26 protein-coding genes are annotated in these 20,049 nt (G+C 68.1%); 13 read left to right on the top strand and 13 right to left on the bottom strand.

The annotated features are described in order from the left end of the window. Positions 1-129: 129 nt before the first annotated feature. Positions 130-477: a hypothetical protein gene (locus BLR57_RS01615; RefSeq protein ID WP_089693475.1), complete on the top strand. Its 348-nt coding sequence runs from the start codon at positions 130-132 to the stop codon at positions 475-477. 2 nt (positions 478-479) lie between these two features. On the opposite strand, the gene BLR57_RS01610 is transcribed toward BLR57_RS01615, so the two are convergent. Continuing rightward, a complete protein-coding gene (locus BLR57_RS01610) occupies positions 480-1,112 on the bottom strand; it encodes a S24/S26 family peptidase (RefSeq protein WP_089693473.1) in 633 nt (210 codons plus the stop codon). Between the two features lie 111 nt (positions 1,113-1,223). Here BLR57_RS01610 and BLR57_RS01605 point away from each other — a divergent pair, with 111 nt between their 5' ends. The 3 genes from BLR57_RS01605 (at position 1,224) to BLR57_RS01595 (ending at position 3,320) form a co-directional block, all read left to right on the top strand. Then, on the top strand, positions 1,224-2,084 hold the full coding sequence (locus tag BLR57_RS01605; protein ID WP_089693472.1) for an HVO_0234 family beta-propeller protein: 861 nt from the start codon (positions 1,224-1,226) through the stop codon (positions 2,082-2,084). A 90-nt stretch (positions 2,085-2,174) separates the two neighbouring features. After that, positions 2,175-3,035, top strand: coding sequence for a ribose-phosphate diphosphokinase (prs, locus tag BLR57_RS01600; RefSeq protein WP_089693470.1), 861 nt, complete (start codon positions 2,175-2,177; stop codon positions 3,033-3,035). Positions 3,036-3,089: 54 nt separating this feature from the next. Next, positions 3,090-3,320, top strand: coding sequence for a DUF7860 family protein (locus BLR57_RS01595; RefSeq protein WP_089693468.1), 231 nt, complete (start codon positions 3,090-3,092; stop codon positions 3,318-3,320). A 26-nt stretch (positions 3,321-3,346) separates the two neighbouring features. Here the strand turns inward: BLR57_RS01595 and BLR57_RS01590 are convergent, their stop codons facing one another. Continuing rightward, positions 3,347-3,604 (bottom strand): DUF8151 family protein, encoded by a 258-nt coding sequence (locus BLR57_RS01590; protein WP_089693466.1) that lies wholly within the window; start codon positions 3,602-3,604, stop codon positions 3,347-3,349. A gap of 78 nt (positions 3,605-3,682) precedes the next feature. Between BLR57_RS01590 and BLR57_RS01585 the strand changes: the two genes are divergently transcribed. Genes BLR57_RS01585 through BLR57_RS01575 form a run of 3 tightly spaced genes read left to right on the top strand, consistent with a single transcriptional unit; the run spans position 3,683 to position 5,186 of the window. Continuing rightward, positions 3,683-3,913, top strand: a complete 231-nt coding sequence (locus BLR57_RS01585) for a DUF7860 family protein (protein WP_089693464.1) — start codon at positions 3,683-3,685, stop codon at positions 3,911-3,913. A 56-nt stretch (positions 3,914-3,969) separates the two neighbouring features. Next, positions 3,970-4,392 carry an HIT family protein gene (locus tag BLR57_RS01580; RefSeq protein ID WP_089693462.1) on the top strand — a complete coding sequence of 141 codons (423 nt, stop codon included), beginning with the start codon at positions 3,970-3,972 and terminating at the stop codon, positions 4,390-4,392. A 53-nt stretch (positions 4,393-4,445) separates the two neighbouring features. After that, positions 4,446-5,186: an AAA family ATPase gene (locus tag BLR57_RS01575; RefSeq protein WP_089693460.1), complete on the top strand. Its 741-nt coding sequence runs from the start codon at positions 4,446-4,448 to the stop codon at positions 5,184-5,186. A gap of 9 nt (positions 5,187-5,195) precedes the next feature. Here the strand turns inward: BLR57_RS01575 and BLR57_RS01570 are convergent, their stop codons facing one another. Further along, positions 5,196-5,711 carry a DUF7858 family protein gene (locus tag BLR57_RS01570; RefSeq protein ID WP_089693458.1) on the bottom strand — a complete coding sequence of 172 codons (516 nt, stop codon included), beginning with the start codon at positions 5,709-5,711 and terminating at the stop codon, positions 5,196-5,198. Positions 5,712-5,874: 163 nt separating this feature from the next. Between BLR57_RS01570 and BLR57_RS01565 the strand changes: the two genes are divergently transcribed. Further along, positions 5,875-6,747: a transcription initiation factor IIB gene (locus tag BLR57_RS01565; protein ID WP_089693456.1), complete on the top strand. Its 873-nt coding sequence runs from the start codon at positions 5,875-5,877 to the stop codon at positions 6,745-6,747. Here BLR57_RS01565 and BLR57_RS01560 read toward each other — a convergent pair. From BLR57_RS01560 to BLR57_RS01525, 8 genes are all read right to left on the bottom strand, one after another. Beyond that, positions 6,726-7,388 carry a MinD/ParA family ATP-binding protein gene (locus BLR57_RS01560; RefSeq protein ID WP_089693454.1) on the bottom strand — a complete coding sequence of 221 codons (663 nt, stop codon included), beginning with the start codon at positions 7,386-7,388 and terminating at the stop codon, positions 6,726-6,728. The two genes, BLR57_RS01565 and BLR57_RS01560, sit on opposite strands and share 22 nt — an antisense overlap. Further along, a complete protein-coding gene (locus BLR57_RS01555) occupies positions 7,385-8,197 on the bottom strand; it encodes a DUF7857 domain-containing protein (RefSeq protein WP_089693452.1) in 813 nt (270 codons plus the stop codon). Before BLR57_RS01555 ends, BLR57_RS01560 begins: the two co-directional genes overlap by 4 nt. A gap of 30 nt (positions 8,198-8,227) precedes the next feature. Next, a complete protein-coding gene (locus BLR57_RS01550) occupies positions 8,228-9,229 on the bottom strand; it encodes a DUF7856 family protein (protein WP_089693449.1) in 1,002 nt (333 codons plus the stop codon). Beyond that, positions 9,226-9,564 carry a DUF7855 family protein gene (locus BLR57_RS01545; RefSeq protein WP_089693447.1) on the bottom strand — a complete coding sequence of 113 codons (339 nt, stop codon included), beginning with the start codon at positions 9,562-9,564 and terminating at the stop codon, positions 9,226-9,228. The genes BLR57_RS01550 and BLR57_RS01545 overlap by 4 nt, the downstream gene beginning before the upstream one ends. A gap of 55 nt (positions 9,565-9,619) precedes the next feature. After that, entirely contained in the window at positions 9,620-10,240 is a 621-nt protein-coding gene (locus BLR57_RS01540; protein ID WP_139173263.1) for a DUF7504 family protein, read from the bottom strand. 99 nt (positions 10,241-10,339) lie between these two features. Continuing rightward, positions 10,340-10,618 carry a DUF7854 family protein gene (locus BLR57_RS01535; protein WP_089693443.1) on the bottom strand — a complete coding sequence of 93 codons (279 nt, stop codon included), beginning with the start codon at positions 10,616-10,618 and terminating at the stop codon, positions 10,340-10,342. Positions 10,619-10,623: 5 nt separating this feature from the next. Next, complete coding sequence (locus BLR57_RS01530) at positions 10,624-12,726, bottom strand: minichromosome maintenance protein MCM (RefSeq protein ID WP_089693441.1); 2,103 nt, start codon at positions 12,724-12,726, stop codon at positions 10,624-10,626. A 101-nt stretch (positions 12,727-12,827) separates the two neighbouring features. Then, positions 12,828-13,661, bottom strand: a complete 834-nt coding sequence (locus BLR57_RS01525) for a DUF7847 domain-containing protein (protein ID WP_089693438.1) — start codon at positions 13,659-13,661, stop codon at positions 12,828-12,830. Positions 13,662-13,751: 90 nt separating this feature from the next. On the opposite strand from BLR57_RS01525, the gene BLR57_RS01520 reads away from it, so the two are divergent. Continuing rightward, on the top strand, positions 13,752-14,753 hold the full coding sequence (locus BLR57_RS01520) for a lysylphosphatidylglycerol synthase domain-containing protein (protein ID WP_089693436.1): 1,002 nt from the start codon (positions 13,752-13,754) through the stop codon (positions 14,751-14,753). Between the two features lie 409 nt (positions 14,754-15,162). Further along, positions 15,163-15,948, top strand: a complete 786-nt coding sequence (locus BLR57_RS01515) for an SDR family oxidoreductase (protein ID WP_089693434.1) — start codon at positions 15,163-15,165, stop codon at positions 15,946-15,948. 2 nt (positions 15,949-15,950) lie between these two features. Here BLR57_RS01515 and BLR57_RS01510 read toward each other — a convergent pair whose 3' ends face one another. Both BLR57_RS01510 and BLR57_RS01505 read right to left on the bottom strand, forming a co-directional pair. Next, a complete protein-coding gene (locus tag BLR57_RS01510) occupies positions 15,951-16,964 on the bottom strand; it encodes a mannose-1-phosphate guanylyltransferase (protein WP_089693432.1) in 1,014 nt (337 codons plus the stop codon). Positions 16,965-16,998: 34 nt separating this feature from the next. Further along, complete coding sequence (locus BLR57_RS01505) at positions 16,999-17,289, bottom strand: DUF7091 family protein (RefSeq protein ID WP_089695442.1); 291 nt, start codon at positions 17,287-17,289, stop codon at positions 16,999-17,001. A 123-nt stretch (positions 17,290-17,412) separates the two neighbouring features. Here BLR57_RS01505 and BLR57_RS01500 point away from each other — a divergent pair, with 123 nt between their 5' ends. The 3 genes from BLR57_RS01500 to BLR57_RS01490 all read left to right on the top strand — a co-directional run bounded on the left by BLR57_RS01500 (position 17,413) and on the right by BLR57_RS01490 (position 20,045). Further along, the gene (locus BLR57_RS01500) at positions 17,413-18,306 is read left to right on the top strand and encodes an endonuclease/exonuclease/phosphatase family protein (RefSeq protein ID WP_089693430.1); all 894 of its coding nucleotides are present in this window, start codon (positions 17,413-17,415) and stop codon (positions 18,304-18,306) included. 186 nt (positions 18,307-18,492) lie between these two features. Beyond that, complete coding sequence (locus tag BLR57_RS01495; RefSeq protein WP_089693428.1) at positions 18,493-19,428, top strand: replication factor A; 936 nt, start codon at positions 18,493-18,495, stop codon at positions 19,426-19,428. Continuing rightward, entirely contained in the window at positions 19,428-20,045 is a 618-nt protein-coding gene (locus BLR57_RS01490; RefSeq protein ID WP_089693426.1) for an RPA family protein, read from the top strand. Before BLR57_RS01495 ends, BLR57_RS01490 begins: the two co-directional genes overlap by 1 nt. Positions 20,046-20,049 lie beyond the last annotated feature (4 nt).

Genomic DNA, 20,049 nt, shown 5'->3' with positions numbered 1-20,049 from the left:
TGAGTAGCCTGCATCTCGGAGAGCACACCAGACGAGCGGTTCGAGTTCCAGAGCATGAGCCGAGACCCGAACCCGGCACGAACCTCTAGCACCGAACCTGTTTTGTCAGCGCCCCCGAAACCACCGCCCGTGACCGAGGGAGACGACTGGCGAGCGGCGCTCCGCGAGGCGGGCAAGCTCACCCCGTCGATAGTCGACACCATCGTCTCCACCCACGGCAACCGCGGGATGCGCGCGCTGGAGGCCGTCTCCGAAAAGCGCGTGAAGGAGTACCGCGACTTCACCGTCGTCGTCGGCTACGACGACGAGTACGTCGTCGAGGGCGGCGGCTGCACCTGTAAGGACAGCTCCTACAACCTCGACCCCGAGGACCCCGACCAGCGGTGTTGGCACGTCCTCGCCGTCGACGTCGCCGAGGCGTTAGGCGAGGTCGACCACCACGATATGTGGTACTCCGAAGTCCGCGAGTTCCTCTGACGTTAGGCGAAACAGCTGTTCGGCCCGAAGCCGAGCCGGATACAGCCGAGAGCCGGAATCCTGAAGCGAGCGAGTCCCCGGACCTCCGCGGGCCGCACCGGTTCGGCCAGCCCGTTGGCCTGGTCGTACCGATTGTTCGCGTCGCCCTTGGTGACGAAGCCCGCGTTGGGAGCCGGACAGTTCAGCAGTTCCTCGCAGTTCTCGGCGCTGATGTAGCGTTTGTCGGCTTCGTCGTACCAGTTCTCGCCCTCGTCGACCCAGAAGCGTGCCCGGTGGATGATGGGCGAGGGGTGGCTGGGTGTATCGTAGACGACGACCGAGCCAGCGACGCCGAACGTCCCGCCGGACCCGGCCGCAGCGGCACTCTCCGTCGTCGCGATGCCCGTCTCGCCGACCGCCGCGCTGGGAGCGAACCGCCCCGGTTCGGTGAGGAAGACGAGGTCACCGCGGACCATGTTCGGCTGCATGCTGCCGCTCTCGACGGCGACCATCGGCGGCCAGAGGCCGCTGACCGAGAAGAGCAGCAGGCCGACGAGCGCGACGAGGAGGACGGTACTGAGCGTCTCGCGGAGGACCATGAGCGGTCCCGACTTCGTATGGAGGAACCGCGAGAGGAGACTCTCTTCGGGAGGCATACGACCCCGTTGGCGGGTCGCCCATGTCAATCCGTCCGTTTTCCATCCGACTCGAGTCTGCCGACGCGGCTGCCGGAAGGTTTTCGCGCGAGCGACGTGAATTCGCTCGCAATGCCCAACGACGACACCATCGAGGAGAAGCGTGTCTACAGCGACAAGGCGGGGAAGGTGGAGGTCTTCGTCGCCAGCGAACTCGGCGTCGTCGCCGTCGACGTCTCCGGCGACCGCGTCGGCGAGTTCGGCCTCGCCCACCGCTGTACCGCCCGCGCAATCGCCGCCGAAGGCGAGCGTGTCGCCGTCGCCACCGACGAGGACGTCGACCTCGCAGTCGGCGACGAGGAGTTCGAGCCGACCGGCTTCGGCCCCGCCGTCGCCGTCGGCTTCCACGACGGTGACCTCCTCGCGGCCAACGAGGACGGCTGGGTGGCCCGCTACGACCCCGAACGAGCCGACGAGGTCGACCTCACCGACCTCGATGCGGCCGACGCCGACGCCGCCGAGAAACTGGCGTGGCAGACGCTCGGCCACGTCGAGACCGTCCGCGCCATCGACGGCCCGCTCGTGGCCGCCGCCGACGGCGTCTACCGCGTCGGCGACGGCGACCTCTCTCATGCTGGTCTCGACGACGTGCGCGACGTGGCCGGTCGCGGCGTTCCGCTGGCAGCGACAGGCGAGTCACTCTACACGCTCGGCAACGGCTGGATGGACGTCCTCGACGGCGTCTTCCGGTCCGTCTCGGGCGACGGCTTCGAGCGCGCCCACGCCATCGCGGGGACGACGGTCTACGCGAAGGTCGACGACGAGTGGCAGGAAGCCGACCTGCCGACCGACGACCCCGTCGTCGACGTCGCCTACGCGCCCGGCGCGGTCTTCGCCGTGACCGAGGCTGGTACCCTCCTCGTCGACGCCGGCGACGGCTGGCAGACGCAGGTCCTCGGGGTTCGTGGCGTGGCGGGACTCGCCGTCCGGTAATCGGCGCGGCCCGTCGCGACCCCGCGCGAACGGTTCTCGCACGCACGGGCAACGAAAACCGGTTTAACGCCGAACGTCGTGGCCTCGACTATGATACTGCCCGGCTCCACCTCACAGGCACTCGCCGCGGCACTCGCCGAGGCTACCGGCGAACCGCTGGCGACAGCCGAGTACCGTACCTTCCCCGACGGCGAACTCCTCGCCGCCGCCGACGCACTCGCCGAGGAGACACCCGAGCGCGCCGTCGTCGTCGCCTCGACCACGACCAGCGACGCCCACCTCGAACTGCTCCAGCTGCAGGACGCCGCCCGCGAGGCCGGGGTCAACGAGGTCGTGACCGTCATCCCCTACATGGGCTACGCGCGACAGGACTCGGCGTTCAAGCCCGGCCAGCCCGTCTCCGCCCGCGCCGTCGCCAAGGCCGTCAGCACCGGGACGGACCGCGTGCTGCTCGTCAACCCCCACGAGCCGGGGATTTCCGAGTTCTTCGACGTCCCCTGTGAGAACGTCGACGCCGCGCCCGCGCTCGCCGACCCGCTGCCGCCGAAACTCGCCGACCCGCTCTTCCTCTCGCCCGACGCGGGTGCCGTCGAACTCGCCGAGACCGTCCGCGACGCCTACGGCGCGGGCGACACCGACTACTTCGAGAAGGAGCGCGACTACGAGACGGGTGCAGTCGAGATCAGCCCGAGCGACGCGAGCGTCGAGGGACGAGACGTCGTCCTCGTCGACGACATCATCGCCACCGGGTCGACGATGAGCGAGTCCATCGAAGTGCTGCATCAGCGGGGTGTCGGCCGGGTCTACGTCACCTGCGTCCACCCGCTACTCGCCGCCAACGCGCGGACGAAACTCGCTTCGGCGGGCGTCGCCGGACTCTACGGCACCGACACCATCGAGCGCGACGTCTCGACGGTCTCCGTCGCCGGGAGCGTCGCCGACGCGCTCTGAGGACAGGACACGTCTCACAACGGTTTTAGGAGAGACGCACACAGAACGGAACAGATGACCGGGCGTTACGGGGACCGCGACTACCACCGACTGACGAAAGGTGGCGTCGCCGTCGGTGTCAGCCTCTTCGCCCTGGGGAGCCTCTGTGAGGCCGCCGCTGCCGCGATGTTCGGTGGCGTCGCCGGATGGACGCTGGCGTTCCTCGTCGAACTCGAACTGCTCGGTGTCGCGCTCGCGTTCGCCGCGCCCTTCCTCTTCGGAATCGTGCTGCCGCTCACGGAGTAGTCGGCCGAAAAACGGATTACAGTCTCTTATCGCGTCGTGTCGGGGTCGAGATAGCTGCTCACGCGCGGCAGGAGTTCGGAGTAGCCGAACAGATACAGCCCGAAGTAGAACGCCACCAGTCCGAAGCAGGCGAACCAGAGACCGAGCGTGGTCTGGCCGGCCGCGAGCGTCTCGAGGGCGAGTTCTTCGAGATAGAGGCCGAGCGACGAGAGCGCGCCCGCGCCGACCGTGAAGAACGCGATCGCCACGAATTCCGGCATCGTCTCCACCAACAGTTCGTACATACTCCGAGGAGCACGGTCGGCGGTTGTGAGTCTTTCGCTCTCAAAAAGGATATAATCGCCACCGAAGTACGCTCAGTCATGGCAGGTCGCTACGGTAACCTCGACTATCCACGCTTGACCAAGACCAGTTTCGCCTTCGGCGTCGCCCTGTTCGCGCTCGGCGCGCTCGGCCACGTCGCTGGCCCGGCACTCTTCGGTCCGCTCCCGGCCTGGGAGTCGGTCCTCTTCACTGATATGGAGATGATCGGCGTCGCCATCGCGCTCGTCTCGCCGTTCCTCTTCGGTATCCTGCTCCCGCTCACGGAGTAGCTGGGTATCCCCCGCCTCGGCAAACCTTCTTACTGCACGCGTTCGACCGTCGAACCATGTCCGATGACTGTATCTTCTGTAGCATCGTCGCAGGCGACATCCCCGGCCGCGTCGTCCACGAGACGGAGACGACACTGGCCTTCCTCGACGTCAACCCGCTCGCTCGCGGTCACACGCTCGTCATCCCGAAAGCGCACCACGCGCGGCTGGACGACCTCCCGGCCGACGTCGCGAGCGACCTCTTCGCCGCGGTCCACGAGCTGACCCCGCGCGTCGAGGCCGCGGTCGACGCCGACGCGACGACCGTCGGCATCAACGACGGCGAAGCGGCCGGCCAGGAAGTCCCGCACGTCCACGTCCATCTCGTCCCGCGGTTCGACGGCGACGGCGGCGGTCCTATCCACGCCGTCGCGGGCGACCGGCCGGACCTGAGCGACGCGGAGTTCGACGACATCGAAGCCGCCATCGCGGAGTCGTAAAATCACGCCGCCCAGCGAAGAATTTTAATCCGAGGAGCGGCGCAAACTCGTCTATGCCCGGAACGACGACCGCACTCGTCGGTGCGACAGGTGGCGCGGGAACGACACGGACTGCCGTCGAACTCGCGGCCATGCTCGCCCGCGACGGCCGCGACGTGGCCGTCCTCGACGCCGCGTACGCGACACAGGGACTCAGCCACTACGTCTCGGGGCGTATCGACCCCGACCTGACGACCCTCGTCACCGAGTCGGCGGAACCGCTCGACGCTGGTCTGGTAGACCTCGATGTCGACACATCCGGCCGCGTCGCCTGCTGTCCCGTCTCTGCTCCCTTCGAGCGACTGGCGCGGGCGAAGACCGCCGACGCCGCCCAGCGGTTCGAAGAGCGCGTCGCCGAGGCCGCCCAGCGGTTCGACCACGTCCTCGTCGATACGCCGCCCGTCGCCGCGAACCAGGCTGTCGCGGCCGTGACGAGCGTCGACCGCGTGGTGCTCGTGACGCCCGGCACACGGCACGGCGCGGACGCTCTCCAACAGATGCGAGGGCGGCTCCGTGACCTCGACGTGACGGCGGCCGCAACGCTGTCGACACGAGGAGCCATCGACGACGCCGACGCGACGGTCCCCGCAAGCGACGTCACGGAACCGGACGACGCTCCCGCCTGTCTGGCCGACTCCGGCGAGTTCGCTCCCGCCGTCGCCGTCGCTACCGAGGTCGCTGTCGACGAGCAGTTAGCTATCGAGTTCGACGACGAAGGGCTTCGAGAGACAGTCGAGTCGTATCTCCCCGAGTGAGGAGGCCGGTCAGCGAACTGAACCGGGATTGCTCATCGTCTCGCCCAGGACGTCTCGCTTCGCGACCGTCGCGTTGGTCTCCGGCGACAGCGTCCCTTCGACCGCTTCTTCGAGTTCGGCGACGCTCTCGTGCGTCTCGATGTAGGTCGCCAGGGCGAACTCCGCCTCCGTCGCGTCCGTGAGCGCGAGGGCATCCGTCCGCGAGAGTTCGCCGCCGAGCCAGTCGCGCAGCACGTCGCGTGCCATTGGCGACAGCGGGGTCACGCCCGCGACGCCACAGCGGTGCAGCACCTTCGCGGCCGTCATCGGCGCGATTCCCGCTCGCTCCGCGCTCTCGCCGACGCTCGTCCCCGTGGTGTGCGTCTCGACGGCCGTCGCCGCCGCCTCGGGCGTACACGGCAGGTCGTCGGCGTGTGGCTCGAACCGCTCGACCAGCGAGCCGTCCGTGTCGTCGACGGTTGCGAGCCCGCGGTCGCGTTGCTCGCTCGTCACCTCGATTCCTTCGGCGATGTCCGCCAGTCCCATCGGGACGTGCTGGTTCCTTGTCGCACTAAAACTTACTGGAGAGTGTTCGAAAATTATAGCCAGAACGTACCGGTCACCGGTACGTTCGGGTCGGTGCAGTCGGGTTGTTTTCGGCGTTTCGTCCCGTCTTTAAATGGGGCAGCGCGACCAAGTATGAGATGTGATGAGTCAGGCACGCTCTCCGAACTGTCCCGAATGCGACGGACGACTGAACGCCCACGGCGACGAGACGGTCTGCGGCGAGTGCGGACTCGTCGTCGCCGAGGACCGCATCGACCACGGTCCCGAGTGGCGTTCCTTCGCGGACGACGACACCAACCCCGAACGCACCGGCGCGCCGCTCACCCGCTCGCGCCACGACCGCGGTCTCTCCACCGAGATCGGCCGCTCGACCCGGCTGAAGGGTCGCAAGCGACGGCAGATGGCCAGACTGCGCAAGCAACACAACCGCGCCCGTATCTCCTCGAAGCGCGAGCGCAACCAGGTCTACGCCTTCACCGAGATTCGGCGGCTCGTCAGCACGCTCTCGCTGCCCGAGCAGGTCCGCGACCACGCCTGCTCGCTCGTCCGCTCCGCACAGAGCGAGGACCTCGTGCGCGGCCGCTCGCTGGAGGGCTTCGCCGCTGCCGCGGTCTACGCTGCCTGTCGCGTCGCCGGCGTCTCCCGCACCGTCGACGAGGTGACCGAGGCCGCCCGCGCCGACGCCGACGAGCAACAGGCCGCCTACGACGCGCTCAACCGCGAACTCGGGCTGCCGGTCGGTCCCATCGACCCAGTCGAGTACATCCCGCGGTTCGCCAGCAAGCTCGACGTGGGGTCGGACGTCGAACGCGGGGCCCGCGAACTCGCCGCCGAAGCCACGGACGAGGGCATCTCGACCGGCCGCAACCCGAGCGGCGTCGCCGCGGCGTGTCTCTATACCGCGGCGCAGCGTAGTGAGACGGCGAACGAGACGCTCACCCAGAAAGAGACCGCCGACGTCGCCGGTGTGACGCCGGTGACGCTCCGCAACACCTACACCGACCTGCAGGACTGAACCGCCGCTTCTAACTCGCTGATTCCGGCCGCCGCACGACTGTCGGGTGCGACGTCGACGACAGGCTTCTCCTCGGACACCGACTCGCCCACCCGCGGGTCCGCCGGGAGCGTCGTCACGGGCGCGCCGAGCGTCTCCGCGATGGTCTCGACGGGTGGCTCGTCGACGGCGCGGTTGACTACCACACCGACCAGCGGCGCGTCGAGTTCCCGCGCCAACTCCCGCGTCCGCACCGCGTCGGCGAGGGCGAACGGCCGTGGCGAGGCGACGACGACGGCAGCGTCGGCGACGGCGAGCGGAACGCCCGCGTCCGCGCGCATCCCCGCTGGACAGTCGAGGACGACCTCGCCGTACTCGCGGTCGACCGCCTGGACGGCGGCGACCAACTCGGTCACGTCGGCCGCGCGGGCACCCGCGAGCGACCGGCCGCAGGGGAGGAGCCGGACGGGACCCTCACGGACGGCTTCGACCGCGTCGGCACGCCCCGCAAGCACGTCGTGGAGGTCCGGCCCGTGGCCGCCGGGGAGGTCGGCCATCCCGAGGTCGGCGTCGACGACGACGGCGTCGAGCGCGGCTCCGAGGTTGTACGCGACGGTCGACTTCCCGACCCCGCCTTTCCCGCCCGTGACGGCGAGAATCACGCCAGCCTCCGGAGTGGGGCGAGGTCGACCTCCGTCGACTCGGCGCGCTCGGCGAGTACCTCAGCGCGGCTGGCGACGGCACGCAACTGCTCGGCGTCGTCGGCGACCGTCTCGGGCAGGTCGGCGACCGCGTCGAGACCACCCATCTCGGCGAGCGTCGCAGTCGCCTCCGGGACGGACGGCTCGGTCAGGGTCTCGGCGCGTTCAATGCGCGTGGCCACGGCGTCCAGCCACGCCGAAACCGCGTCGGGGAGTTCTGTGTCAGACGCGTCCGTACCGTCGGCAACGTCGGTACTGTCAGCAACGTCGGCAGGGTCGGCAACGTCGGCAGCATCGACAGCATCGCACCGCCGGATATCGGCGACACCGGGGCTGTCAGACCCGTCGGACGTGTCGCCGTCGGGCATCCCGTCAGCAGGCCGGGCGTCGATACGCTCCGGCGTCGGCACGGCGTCACGCGGTGGCTCGGCACGGCCGAACCGCCGGACGACGGCCGCAGCCGAGGAGTCCCCGTCGGGAGTCGGTGCGGCGTCCGGTGCTCGCTCGTCGGCGACGAGTTCCACGGGCGGGTCGGCGACGGCTGCCGGACAGGCGTAGCCGACGGCTACACGGTCGCCCGCGGGGACGACTGTCTCGTAGTGCTCTCCCTCCCACCCGGTCTCGGGCACGCCGTGGCGACGCGGCGGCAACACCGGGCCATCGAGGCGGTTCGCCAGCCGGATCCGGCGGTCGGTCGGTGTCTCGTTCGCCAGCCGGACGCCGACGAGCGTCACGCCGTCGACGTGCTCCGTCGTCCACTCGAAGTCCATGGGCCTCCTGGCCGCGCTCTCGGATTTAAATCACAGCAGGACGACGGGCGTCCCCAGCACCTCGGCGATGGCGTCGGCGACGCTGTCGTCAGCAGCCGAGTCAGCGTCGTCGGTAACTGAATCGGCGTCGTCAGCGACGGCCGCCGAGACGACGACCGGCGTGTCGAGGTCGGCGACGCGGACGGCCGCGAGTTGGGCCAGGGCGTCGGGACCGTCGTACGCGCCAGGGTCGGCGATGCCCTCCGTCGGGGGAGGAGTCTCCACGGCCACCGAGAGGCAGTCGACGGCGGCGACGCTGGCGACAGCGTCGGCGAAGGCGGGGGCGACCGCCGCGGCGAGCGACTCGCGCATCGCCCGACGGAGGTTGGCCGCTCTGTCTTCGAGTTCGAGCTGCTGTTCTCGCTTCTCGCGGGCCTCGCGCGCCGCCGCCTCTCTGCGGTCGAGCGTCTGTTCGGCCGCGACGCGCTCGGTCTCGACCTCCGAGAGCCGGGTCGCGGTCTCGGCGAGTTCGGCAGCGACCCCCTCGGTCGGTGCGTCCGTCTCGCGGCGTGCCTGGAGTCGGCCGCGGAGCGTCGCCAGCTCCTCCCGGAGGCGAGCCTCCTCGGCACCCGCCTCGGCGACCCGGCGACGCGCGGCGGCCACGTCGACGTCCGGGACGACGAGGTCGTCGAGTGCGGCCCGAACGTCGTCGTACGCGGCCCGCTGCGGCGGCTCGCGACCCACCGACCGTGCAGCCGCCGCCAGCCACACACGGAGCGACGGCTGGAGGTCGCCGTCGACGTGGCCGAGCACGTCGTGGCTGGCGGGGATTTCAGGAATTGGGGGAGCATCGGGGGTTTCGGGCGTTTCGGTATGCTCGAAACCCGACAGACGGCCGTGTCGCAGCGACGGCGGTCGCTCACGCTCGCCGCGGACCGCGGCGAGGACGGTGTCGGGCGCGACGTCCTCGTCGCGGAGGTCGACGTCCTCGTCGCGGAGGTCGACGCCCTCGACCCCCTCAACCCGCCGCCGCGACTCGTCGGCGCGCCTCATAGCTCGCGGTCGCGGAGGCTGTCGGTGTCAGGGTGGTCGGTCCCCGCGGCGAACTTGTCGTAGGGCGTGCTCGGCTCGCTCCGGTTCTCGTAGGCGACGGCCGCCTCCCGAACCTCGCTGTCGACGGCGGCGAACTCGTTCCACGGTTCCGTCGCCTCGATCTGTACGTCACCACCGTGTTTGGCCCGCAGTCGGAGCGCGAGGAAGGCTCCGAAGGCCGTCTCGTCGAGGAGGGCGGCCCGGCCGAACCGACGGACGACGGTCTCCTCGTGTGTTCGACAGACGTTTCGGAGCGTTCCGCGGGCGGCCTGCGAGTACGTGACGACCAGCAGCACAGACTCGCGTCACTGCTTCGAGAAATTAAAGCTGTTGCTCGATGAATAAATGCTCCTACCGCGAGCGGACGACCCGGTCGTCGCCGGTGATGTCGACGACGGCGTCACAGAGCGACGCGATCCGCTCGACGGTCTGCTCGTCGTGCGCGCTGGGGTCCATGTGGAAGTGCGCGACGGCGTCGACGCCGTAGAGCCGGCCGGTGAGAATGTGGAGGAACTCGTAGGCGGTCTCGATATCGACGTACTGGAGCATCGCAGTCAGCGAGTCGAAACAGACCCGGGTCTGGCAGTCGTTGCCGTCCCAGCGGTGGAGATATTCGTTGAGCCTGATTCCGAGTCCGGTGAGGTCGTTCGGGCTGGCAACGCTTTCGACCGGGCCAGCGGTGGAACCGCCGCCACCCGCGCTCGCTGCGGCCGACCGCGTCGACTCGCCGACGCTCACGATGCCGAGGTTGGCCGGTTGGCCGTGGCCGTGCTCGCGCCAGCGACGAAGCTGCGCGTCGGGGGATTTCGTGTACGACACCCACAGCAGGTTCTCCTGTGCGGCGTCGTCGGAGCGAAGCAGGCTGGTACAGACCTCGTCTTCCTGCGACGAGATCGACGGCGCGAGAAAGAGGACACTGGCTGCATCCTCGAGCGCGCTGTGGCCGTCCGACGCCGGTATGTGTGTTGCCAAGCCGGTCACTCCTGTGTGATACAGCTATCCAGTAGGCCAGCGTCTGACAAAAGTGTTTACCTTCTTTCAATCTCCGCCACCGAGGGCTCGAAACGCCGCTCACTCGATGCGTCGAAGCTCGAAGCGGGCGTCGTCGACCTCTCGGAGTTCCTGAACGCGGGCCCGTGCTTCCGGCTCGGAGCTGGCGACGACGACGGTTCCGTCGACGGCCTCGTCGCCGCTCGCGCGGTAGGCCGCCCGCGGGTCGTCGCCGAACTCAGTCGCGTAGGTCCGCAGGACGGTGAGCACCTGCTCCTCGGTCGCCGCGAGGTCGGCCTCGCCGCGCTCGAACGCGCGGAGCGCGTCCTCGACGTTCCGGAGGGCGGAGATGCGGTCCATCGGTCTCAGGTCGTGCGGAGATGGTCGGTCTTCGGTTCGTAGACTTCGCCCTTCCGCCGGAGCTTCTCGATCTCGCCCTCTGCCTTGTCGCGGCCCATGCCGATCTCGTCGGCGCGGTCGAGCACCTCGTCGACCGGCGCGCCCTCTTCGAACTCCTCTTCGATCTCGCTGATGAGCTGTTTGAGGGTCTTGATGCGGTCACGCTGGCTCTTGGAGGTGCCTGTCTCGACGACGTCGGCGTCGAACTGGCCCGTCTCGGGGTCGACACCGATGTCCTGCAGACACGACCGGACGATCTCGATGACGCGGGTCGCGTCCTCCTCGGACACCTCGTCGGAGAGCCGGACGCGGGCACTCGCCTCGGCGAGGCGGACGAGTGCTTCGAGCTTTCGGGCGGTCACGGGGACCGGCGCGTCCTCGTCGGCACCCTTCGCGCGGAGGTCGACGTAGAACTCGCGGATGGCCGCCTTGGCCTCCTCGGTCATCGTCGGGTAGCAGTTGCGCTTCGAGAACGCGATATATTTCCGGAGGAGTTCGGCGTCGATCTCGGGGGCGACCTCCTCGGTGACGGAGTTGACCTCCTCCTCGGTGAACTTGGACGTCGGCACGTGCGTCCGCTGGGTGTTCAGCTCACCCGCGTAGTTCGTCTTCAGGATGTGGTCGGCGAGCTTGCCGTCGTGTTCGGGGTCGGGCTGGTCGGTGACGGTGAAGATGAGGTCGAACCGCGAGATGAGTGCGGGTTCGAGGTCGATCTGCTCGCCGATGGGCTCGTACTGGTCGAATCTGCCGTATTTGGGGTTCGCCGCACCCAAGAGCGAACACCGGGACTTCAGCGTCGCGTTGATACCGGCCTTCGAGATCGAGATCTTCTGCTGCTCCAGTGCCTCGTGCATCGCCGAGCGGTCCTCGGGACGCATCTTGTCCAGCTCGTCGACCGCCGCGATCCCCTTGTCGGCGAGGACGAGCGCGCCCGCTTCGAGCGTCCACTGCTGGCCGTCGCCGAAGTCGTCGCGGACGGCGGCGGCGGTGAGACCGGCCGAGGAGGAACCCTTACCGGAGGTGTAGACCGAGCGGGGAGCGATGTTCTGGATGTACGAAAGCATCTGGGACTTCCCGGTACCGGGGTCACCGATGAGGAGCATATGGAGGTCGCCACGGATGCGGGAGCCGTCGGGGAGATGTTTGGTGACGCCCGAGAACAGCTGGAGGATCATGGCCATCTTCTCCTCGTCGTAGCCGTAGATGGCGGGGGCGACGGAGGCGACCATGTCCTCGTAGATGTTCTCGCGGTTGGAGATCTCGATTATTTGTTGCTTGTCCTCGTCGGTGATCTCCATGTCCTCGAACTCCTCGTCCTCGACGGTGATGGACATCCCGTCCATGTAGAGATCGAAGATGGCGGACTTCTCCTGGCCGCTCTTCTGCTGTTCGATGTGGAGGACGCCCGTGACGGTGACGTGGTCGCCGGCGGTGACTCTTCCGGTGATGTCGTCTTCGAGGTCGATGTCGATGGCCTGCGGCGTCTCGCCGCCGCGGAGTCCCTCCGGACTCTCCTGGACCCGAATCTTCTGGGAGTCGATGAACTCCGACTGGTCGAAGTTGACCCGGAACGGTCCCTGTCGCTCACAGCCCTGACACTCGTGGGGTTCCTGGAAGTTGCCGTCCGATTGAGGGATGTAGGTCATCGTCCCACAGCGCTGGCACTCGAAGGCGGCTTCCGTGATCTTGGGCCGGACGTCCGTGGCCTTGCGGACGATACCGGAGACGGCGATGAGCTTGCCGATGTGGTCGTCGTGGACGCGGATCGAACGGATGTCGACGGCGCGGTCGATGTTTCGCAGGCGGACGTGTGCCTTGCCGAGTTTGACGTCCGCGGGCAGGTCGTAGAGCCGGAGTGCCTCTTCGGCGTACTCGCGGAGCTGGTCGGGCTGGTTGAGGAAGTCCTCCGCGAGGTCGGGGTCGAACCGGTAGAGGTCGTCGTAGTCGATGTAGAGCGAGCGTTGCTCGTTGGGGTATTTTTGGGCGAGCTGACCGATGGCGTCCCGGTAGTAGTTCCGGTAGAACTGGATGAAACGCTCGGTCAACTCCTGATTCTGTGCCTGAGCCATTGAGACTGGCTTACGGCTTCATCGTGTAAGAAGTGTCGCCTTGGGGTGGAAGTGGTCGGGAGTGTCGGCGGTCGCAGTGGCCCGAGCACCAAGGTCGGAAATCAGGCCGCAGTCGGCCGAATCGCGCGGTAGAACGCGACCGAATACGTCCCGAAGAAGCCGCCGAAGAGGGTCGTCAAGAGGACGAGCGCGAGGAAGCCGACGACGAGGAGCGGCAGTGAGAGGCTGACGTCCGCGAGCGGGCCGTACACGTCAGCCAGCGGCGTCGGTGTGGGGGTCGTCGCCACCGACGAGGTCAGGAGAATCGAGAAGACCGCGCCGAAGAGCCCGAACAGCGCGCCGATGCCGCCCCCGACGAGCGAGTAGACGAAAGTGTCGCCGAGGTGGCTCCGAACCACGCTGGCGCTCCGCTTCAGCCCGGCGAACGGGCCGAGGTCGTCGAGGACGATGGCCTGCACGTAGAACTGCAGGAAGAAGACGACGAGCAGATAGAGACCGAAGAGCACGAGGCCGGCGAGGCCGAGTACGAGAAAGAGCGCCGTGCTCGAGCCGGGCTGGGCGAGACCGACGACGACGGCGACGAACACGCCGACGAAGACGAGTCCGAAGACCACCAGGTTGCAGACGAACAACACACCGAAGGCGAGGAAAACCGGGATGTAGTACTCTTTCCCGGCAGCGACGAGCGTCGCCAGCCGCGTCTGCCCGTCGAGCGCCTCGTGAGCCATGGCGATGAGCCCCGCTTGGAGGAACGGTAGCGCGAGCAGCATCACACCGCTCAACAGCAGCGACACGATGCCGCCGACGAAGGGACTCACGGTCTGGACGACGAGCTGTGGGAGCTGGAGGAGCGCGAGGACGGCGGGCACGACGAACAACACGGGGTTGCGTCGGAGTGCGGCGGCGGCTGGACGGAGGGTCGAGAGGGCTTCCATACCGGATTCGTCATGTCGAATGTGTAAAAGGATATGCCTTGCCCGGCCGCTGACGGCACGCTTTTCCACGCGCCTCTCCGAGCCATCCCCATGCGGCGAGTCATACGGTTTCTGGTCGGGGCGTTGCTCGGTCTCGGCGCGCTCGTCGGCTATCTCGCGTTCGTCGGCGTCGACAGCGTCGTCTCGCGGGCGACGGCCATCGCGCCGTGGGCGGCCGCGGCCGTCCTCGCGCTCGTCGTCGCCGAGGGACTCGCCGACGCTATCGGCGTCTGGGCCTCGATCCGGCCGCTCGGCCGGGGGCTCTCCGCCGGACAGAGCGTCCAGTTCGCGATGGCCGGCGACTTCTTCGACACGCTCTCGCCCGCCGGGCCGGTGAGTTCCGAGCCCATCATGGCGCGCTTCATCGGCGTCACGACGGAGACGACCTACAGCGAGGCACTCGGCGTCCGCTCGGTCGCGAAGTACGTCAAATCCGGCGCGCAGTTGCTCGTCTCGACCGCGTTGGGCCTGCTCGTCCTCGTCGGCGGGACGACGCCGCAGTACGTGCTTCTCACGCTCGGTGGAGCTGTCGTGGGACTCGTCGTTCTCGGAGGACTGCTGCTCTACTCGCGGTCACTCCTGTCGCGGCTGTTCGTCGTTGTTCTCACTCCTGTCGTCGCGCTCGTCTCCTCGCTCTACCGCGAGGAGGCCCACGGTCGGAGCGTCGTCGTCGACGCGGTCGAACGGTTCTGGGAGCGTATCGTCCAGTTCCGGACTGCACCCGAACTCCTCGTGCTCGTCGCACTCGGCGGCGTGCTCGAACAGCTGCTCACCGCGGCCGCGCTGTGGGTCGCGCTGGCCGGGACGGGGACGACGGTGGCTCTCCTGCCCATTTTGGTCGTGATTCCGCTGCCGCAGGTCGCGAGCGTCGTCCCGATTCCGGGGAGCATCGGCGCGTACGACATCCTCCTGGGTGGGGCGTTGGTGGCGATGACCGGCGCGCCAGCGGCGGGTGCGGCGGCAGCGGTGTTGGTGGTACGGACGATGACGCTGCCGTTCGGGTTGTCTGTTGGTGGGGTTTGCGTGGCCTTCCTCCGTGGCTGGAGACCGTGAAGCGGTAGACGGAGTGGGGTCGACGGACGGCTTCGAATCCGGGCGTTCCCAACCCACGCTGTGGACAGCTCGAAAGCCCACACATCCTCGTCTGCTGTCGCTGGTCACTCGGTGACCCCCTCGAAAGCCCACGCGCTCTCGGCTCCCGCCGCTCGCCGCGCTCCTCGCTCCTGTCAGTCGCTGCGGTGCTTACTTCGCGGAGGTTCGCCGAGAGCGCGTCCCCTTTCAGTCCCACCCGCAACAGCCACACCCTCCCCAGCCGACTCCCTCACTCGTTTCACTCGTTCAGTCGTCCCTCGCGTGCGTGTCTCGCGGCCGTCGCCGCGAAGCCACGCGCCATACCGGCTCATCAATCAGTGTCCGTCGGGACGAACACAGACTTTTGTCGACCCACCACGACACCTCGGCCATGGACTTAGGACTCGCAGACGACGTCGCACTCGTCACCGCAAGCTCGGCCGGACTGGGCTACGGCAGTGCCGAAGCACTCGCCGACGCAGACGCCAACGTGGTCATCTGCGGCCGCGACGCCGAGAAGCTCGCGACCGCCGAGACGGCACTCGAAGGCGTGGGCACCGGCCGCGTCGTCGGCGTCGAAGCCGACATCACCGACCCCGACAGCATCGAGAACCTCGTCGAAGTCGCCGTCGACGAGTTCGGCGGCATCGACCATCTCGTCACTTCCGCGGGCGGCGTCCCGCCGGGTACCTTCGACGACACCACCGAGAAGCAGTGGTACGGCGCGTACGACATGCTCGTGATGAGCGTCGTCTGGACGGTCCGAGAGGCCGCTCCGTATCTCAAAGAGAGCGACGCAGGTACCGTGACCTGCATCACCTCGACGAGCGTCGAGGAGGCCATCGACGGGCTGGTGCTCTCGAACGCCGTTCGCCGTGGCGTCATCGGTCTCGTGAAGACGCTCGCTCGCGAGTACGCCCCCGAAGTGCGGGCCAACGCAGTCCTGCCCGGCGCGCACGAGACAGCGCGAATAGAGGAACTCGTCGAGGACTCCGTCGACCGCGGCGAGTACGACAGCTACGACGAGGGGCTGCGGAGTTGGGCCGACGATATCCCGCTGGGCCGCGTCGGCGACCCGCGCGAACTCGGCGACGTCGTCGCCTTCCTCGCCAGCCGCCGGGCGAGCTTCGTCAACGGCGTCGCGCTGCCCGTCGACGGCGGCCGCCTGCGGAGCTGAGGTTAGAAGGAGCCGTTCTCTTTCAGTATCGACACGACCTCGCGGACGCGCTGGGCCTCTGCTTTCGGCACGACCAGCACCCGGTCGTCCCACGCGACGACCGCGAGATCCGAGACGCCGACCAGTGAGACGCGCGCCCCGTCGGCGACGACCACGTTGTCCGCGGCGTCGACGGTGAGGCTCTCGCCGAGCGCGACGTTGCCCGCGTCGTCCGCGTCGAGAACTCGCTCCAGGGCGTCCCACGAGCCGAGGTCGTCCCAGTCGAAGCCCGCGGGGACGACCGCTGCGTCCTCGGCGCGCTCCATCACCGCGTAGTCGATGCTCACCTCGGGGACAGCCTCGAAGCCCTCGGCCTCGTCGCCCGCGTCGAGCGCGTCTACAAGCAGCTCCAGCGGCGAGTCCCGAGCGGCCGAGAGGAGTGCATCGGGCGTCCACGCGAAGATACCCGCGTTCCAGTAGTAGCCCGCGTCGACGTACTCTCCTGCCGTCTCGGCGTCCGGCTTCTCGTGGAACGCGGCGAGGTCGAAGTAGGTTTCACCGGCGAGGTCTCGGGACGCACCGGGTTCGATGTAGCCGTAGCCCGTGTCGGGTCGACTGGGGTCGACCCCGAAGGTGACGAGCGCGCCGGTCTCGCTGGCGACGCGAGTACCCGTCTCGGCGACCGCCTGAAACTCACCGGACACGGTGTGGTCACTCGGCAACACGAGGACGACGCAGTCGCCGACTTCCTCGCGAATCCGGTGAGTCGCGTAGACCAGCGCGGGACCGGTGTCCTTGGCGACGGGTTCGGTGATGACCTCGGCGTCGGGGGCGTGGTCGGCCACGTCGTCGGCGAAGTCGGGTCGCGTCGAGACGAAGACGTGGTCGGCGAAGTCCGCGCGGGCGACGGTCTGGCTCAGGAGCGAGTCGTCGCCGACGAGCGAGAGGAACTGTTTGGGTCGATGCGAGCGGCTGGCCGGGTAGAGACGCGTGCCGGTGCCACCGGCGAGCACGAGCGCGACGAGCGGACGGTCCATGGCGGGGACTGACGCGGACGGTACAAAATCCTCACTACCACGTCTCGACGACGCCCTCGCGGACGTCCTCGGCGCAGCCCTGACAGTCGGCGTGGTCGGGGTCGAAACAGGCCGGACGGCCCTCGCTGTCGACGGCGACGGCGCGTTTCTCGGCGTGACGGCGGCAGACGAGCCGGGCGCGCCCCTCGTCGTCGGTCGGGAGACCGAACCGCTCGGCTCCGTCCTCGCCGTCGCGACCCTCGCGGTAGGCGCGTCGCGCCTCGGCGTAGCGTCGGCCGGCGTTTCGGAACGTGTCGCGCACGAAGCGTTCGAACCGCTCGTCCATGGCCGAGGCTGCGTCCGCCGAGGCCATAGGTCCGTCGCCTCTCGGCGGCCGCTCGACGGCGCGTTTAAGTTGCCGAGGCTCCCACTCGGGATAGATGCGGCCCACCACGCCCGGAGGTTCGCGATGACCGAACCGAGCGAGACGACGACGCGGAGTGAGACGAGCGACGATGCCCCACGGACCGACGGCGGCACGGTCGACGACCGCGGCGACGACGTCGGCACCGCCGACACCGTTCGCGTCATGACCTTCAACGTCCGGTACGACACGGCCGAGGACGGCGACCTCGCGTGGCCGAACCGCAAGGAGCACGTCGCGAGCGTGATCCGGTTTCACCGCCCCGACGTGGTCGGCCTACAGGAGCCACTGGAACACCAGCTCGACTATCTGCGCGAGCAGCTGCCCGCCTACGACTGGGTCGGCGTCGGCCGAATCGACGGCGAGGCAGAAGGCGAACACGGTCCCGTCGGCTTCCGTCGCGACCGCTTCACGCTCCGTGACCACAACACCTTCTGGCTCTCGGAGACGCCCCACGTCACCGGCAGCAAGCATCCCGAGGCGTCCTATCCGCGGATGGCGACGTGGGTCGAACTCCACGACGAGCGCGCCGGGGCGACGTTCGTCGCCTGCAACACCCACTTCGAGCACCGGAGCGCGCGGGCTCGCGAGGAGAGTGCCCACCTCCTCCGTCGCCGCCTCACCGACGTCGCGGGCGACCTTCCGACGGTCGTCGTCGGCGACCTGAACTGTACCGAGGACGACCCACCGTACCGGGTGCTCACCGCCGTCGAGGGCGACGGCCGTCGGCTCTACGACGCGCAGTATCACGCCATCTACGGCCACCACGGGCCGACCCTGACGTTCAACCGCTTCGACGGCGAGACGAAGAAGATCGACTACGTGTTCGTCACCGAGGACGCCTCGGCGGTCCAACACGCGGTCGTCGCCGACCACTGGGATGGCGAACCGCCCTCCGACCACGCACCCGTCGTCGCGGACGTGCGGTTCACGAACTGACGTCGTAAACGTGGGTCTTGCCGCTTGAGAAGCGCGTTTCCGAGCAGCTCCAGACGCCGTCAGACGTGCGATTGACGACTTCTTCCCCTCGTCTTCACTTTCACCGAGAGCCATATTTTTTATACCATTGGGAACCAACCGGCGTATGCCTCTCGTCGAAAACTCAAGCAGAGGCAGTGAGACCCTATGACAGACCTGCGAACCCACGCAGCGGAGATTGCGGAACAGTTCTCGGACCACCTGGACGTCAGCGTCGACGACGTAGAGGAGCGGCTCGACAACCTCGTCAACGAGTACAAAGTCCCCGTCGACGAGGCGCGTCGGAGCGTCACCAACAGCTACCTCGACGAAGCCGGCCTCGAACGCGACGACATCGCGAGCGGCGCGGGCGGCAGCCAGCTCGTCGAAGTCGCCGACATCGACGAAGACGAACAGTGGGTCGACCTCAAGGTGAAGGTCGTCGACCTCTGGGATCCCGGCCACGAGTCCATCGCACAGGTGGGCCTCGTCGGCGACGAGTCGGGGACGATGAAGTTCGTCGCCTTCCAGACGTCCGAACTCGAAGCGCTCGAAGAAGGCAAAGTGTACAGCCTCGCCAACGTCGTCACCGACGAGTACCAGGGGAACTTCTCGGTCAAGCTCAACCGGACGACGACCATCACCGAACTGGACGAGGAGATCGAAGTCGGCGACGACAACTCGACCGTCGAGGGCGCGCTCGTCGACATCCAGTCCGGCAGCGGCCTCATCAAGCGGTGCCCCGACGAGGACTGCACGCGCGTCCTCCAGAACGGTCGCTGTTCGGAACACGGGACCGTCGAAGGCGAGTTCGACCTGCGGATCAAGGCCGTCCTCGACGACGGCAGCGACGTCCACGAGGTCATCTTCAACAAGGAGATGACCGAGGAGCTGACCGGCGTCACCCTCGACGAGGCCAAACAGCAGGCCATGGACGCGCTCGACACCACCGTCGTCGCCGAGGAGATGCGGTCGATGGTGCTCGGTCGCTACTACAGCGTCACCGGGCCGACCTTCGGTCGATACGTCCTCGCCGACGAGTTCGAAGAACTGAGCGGTCCAGCCGATGCCGAAGCCGTCCTCATCAAAGCGAGGTCCCTCTAATGAGCCAGTCCGTTCCCACCCGAGAAGTCGCCCGCCGCGTGTTCGCCCAGGAGTTCAACGACGCCGGCTACACGTTCAAAGAGTCCGACGACGAACGCGCGCCGGTCTACCTGCTGCTCCCCACCGGGGAGAAGGCGAACCGCGTCTTCCTCGTCGGCACGCTGACCGAGAAGGAGGACGTCGGCGAGGACTCCGAATACTGGCGCGGCCGCATCGTCGACCCGTCCGGGACGTTCTTCGTCTACGCGGGTCAGTACCAGCCCGAGGCCGCGAGCGCGCTGCGTGAACTCGAAGCACCGTCGTACGTCGCCATCGTCGGCAAGCCGCGGACGTTCGAGACCGACGACGGCAGCATCAACGTCTCCGTCCGCCCCGAGTCCATCACCGAAGTCAACGCCGCGACGCGCGACCGGTGGGTCGTCGAGACGGCCACCCGGACGCTCGAACGCATCGAGGCGTTCGAGGACGAGGGCAACGAGTACGCCCGCATGGCGAAAGACCAGTACGACCTGTCGACAGACACGTACAAGCAGGCTGCCATCGGGGCTCTCGAAAGCCTCGACACGCAGACCACCGACGAGCTCGCAGCCGACGACCTCGACGCGCCGCAGCCCTAGGCCG

It is taken from the genome of Halogranum gelatinilyticum (genome assembly GCF_900103715.1).
Lineage (GTDB): Archaea > Halobacteriota > Halobacteria > Halobacteriales > Haloferacaceae > Halogranum > Halogranum gelatinilyticum.
This window is presented reverse-complemented; position numbering and strand designations above follow the sequence as displayed.

What these genes read in the sequence shown, in the direction of transcription:
- BLR57_RS01610 (WP_089693473.1), bottom strand. Translation starts at nt 1,112, where the DNA reads ATGCCTCCCGAAGAGAGTCTCCTCTCGCGGTTCCTCCATACGAAGTCG.
- BLR57_RS01605 (WP_089693472.1), top strand. Translation starts at nt 1,224, where the DNA reads ATGCCCAACGACGACACCATCGAGGAGAAGCGTGTCTACAGCGACAAG.
- prs (WP_089693470.1), top strand. Translation starts at nt 2,175, where the DNA reads ATGATACTGCCCGGCTCCACCTCACAGGCACTCGCCGCGGCACTCGCC.
- BLR57_RS01595 (WP_089693468.1), top strand. Translation starts at nt 3,090, where the DNA reads ATGACCGGGCGTTACGGGGACCGCGACTACCACCGACTGACGAAAGGT.
- BLR57_RS01590 (WP_089693466.1), bottom strand. Translation starts at nt 3,604, where the DNA reads ATGTACGAACTGTTGGTGGAGACGATGCCGGAATTCGTGGCGATCGCG.
- BLR57_RS01585 (WP_089693464.1), top strand. Translation starts at nt 3,683, where the DNA reads ATGGCAGGTCGCTACGGTAACCTCGACTATCCACGCTTGACCAAGACC.
- BLR57_RS01580 (WP_089693462.1), top strand. Translation starts at nt 3,970, where the DNA reads ATGTCCGATGACTGTATCTTCTGTAGCATCGTCGCAGGCGACATCCCC.
- BLR57_RS01575 (WP_089693460.1), top strand. Translation starts at nt 4,446, where the DNA reads ATGCCCGGAACGACGACCGCACTCGTCGGTGCGACAGGTGGCGCGGGA.
- BLR57_RS01570 (WP_089693458.1), bottom strand. Translation starts at nt 5,711, where the DNA reads ATGGGACTGGCGGACATCGCCGAAGGAATCGAGGTGACGAGCGAGCAA.
- BLR57_RS01565 (WP_089693456.1), top strand. Translation starts at nt 5,875, where the DNA reads ATGAGTCAGGCACGCTCTCCGAACTGTCCCGAATGCGACGGACGACTG.
- BLR57_RS01555 (WP_089693452.1), bottom strand. Translation starts at nt 8,197, where the DNA reads ATGGACTTCGAGTGGACGACGGAGCACGTCGACGGCGTGACGCTCGTC.
- BLR57_RS01550 (WP_089693449.1), bottom strand. Translation starts at nt 9,229, where the DNA reads ATGAGGCGCGCCGACGAGTCGCGGCGGCGGGTTGAGGGGGTCGAGGGC.
- BLR57_RS01535 (WP_089693443.1), bottom strand. Translation starts at nt 10,618, where the DNA reads ATGGACCGCATCTCCGCCCTCCGGAACGTCGAGGACGCGCTCCGCGCG.
- BLR57_RS01530 (WP_089693441.1), bottom strand. Translation starts at nt 12,726, where the DNA reads ATGGCTCAGGCACAGAATCAGGAGTTGACCGAGCGTTTCATCCAGTTC.
- BLR57_RS01525 (WP_089693438.1), bottom strand. Translation starts at nt 13,661, where the DNA reads ATGGAAGCCCTCTCGACCCTCCGTCCAGCCGCCGCCGCACTCCGACGC.
- BLR57_RS01520 (WP_089693436.1), top strand. Translation starts at nt 13,752, where the DNA reads ATGCGGCGAGTCATACGGTTTCTGGTCGGGGCGTTGCTCGGTCTCGGC.
- BLR57_RS01515 (WP_089693434.1), top strand. Translation starts at nt 15,163, where the DNA reads ATGGACTTAGGACTCGCAGACGACGTCGCACTCGTCACCGCAAGCTCG.
- BLR57_RS01510 (WP_089693432.1), bottom strand. Translation starts at nt 16,964, where the DNA reads ATGGACCGTCCGCTCGTCGCGCTCGTGCTCGCCGGTGGCACCGGCACG.
- BLR57_RS01505 (WP_089695442.1), bottom strand. Translation starts at nt 17,289, where the DNA reads ATGGACGAGCGGTTCGAACGCTTCGTGCGCGACACGTTCCGAAACGCC.
- BLR57_RS01500 (WP_089693430.1), top strand. Translation starts at nt 17,413, where the DNA reads ATGACCGAACCGAGCGAGACGACGACGCGGAGTGAGACGAGCGACGAT.
- BLR57_RS01495 (WP_089693428.1), top strand. Translation starts at nt 18,493, where the DNA reads ATGACAGACCTGCGAACCCACGCAGCGGAGATTGCGGAACAGTTCTCG.
- BLR57_RS01490 (WP_089693426.1), top strand. Translation starts at nt 19,428, where the DNA reads ATGAGCCAGTCCGTTCCCACCCGAGAAGTCGCCCGCCGCGTGTTCGCC.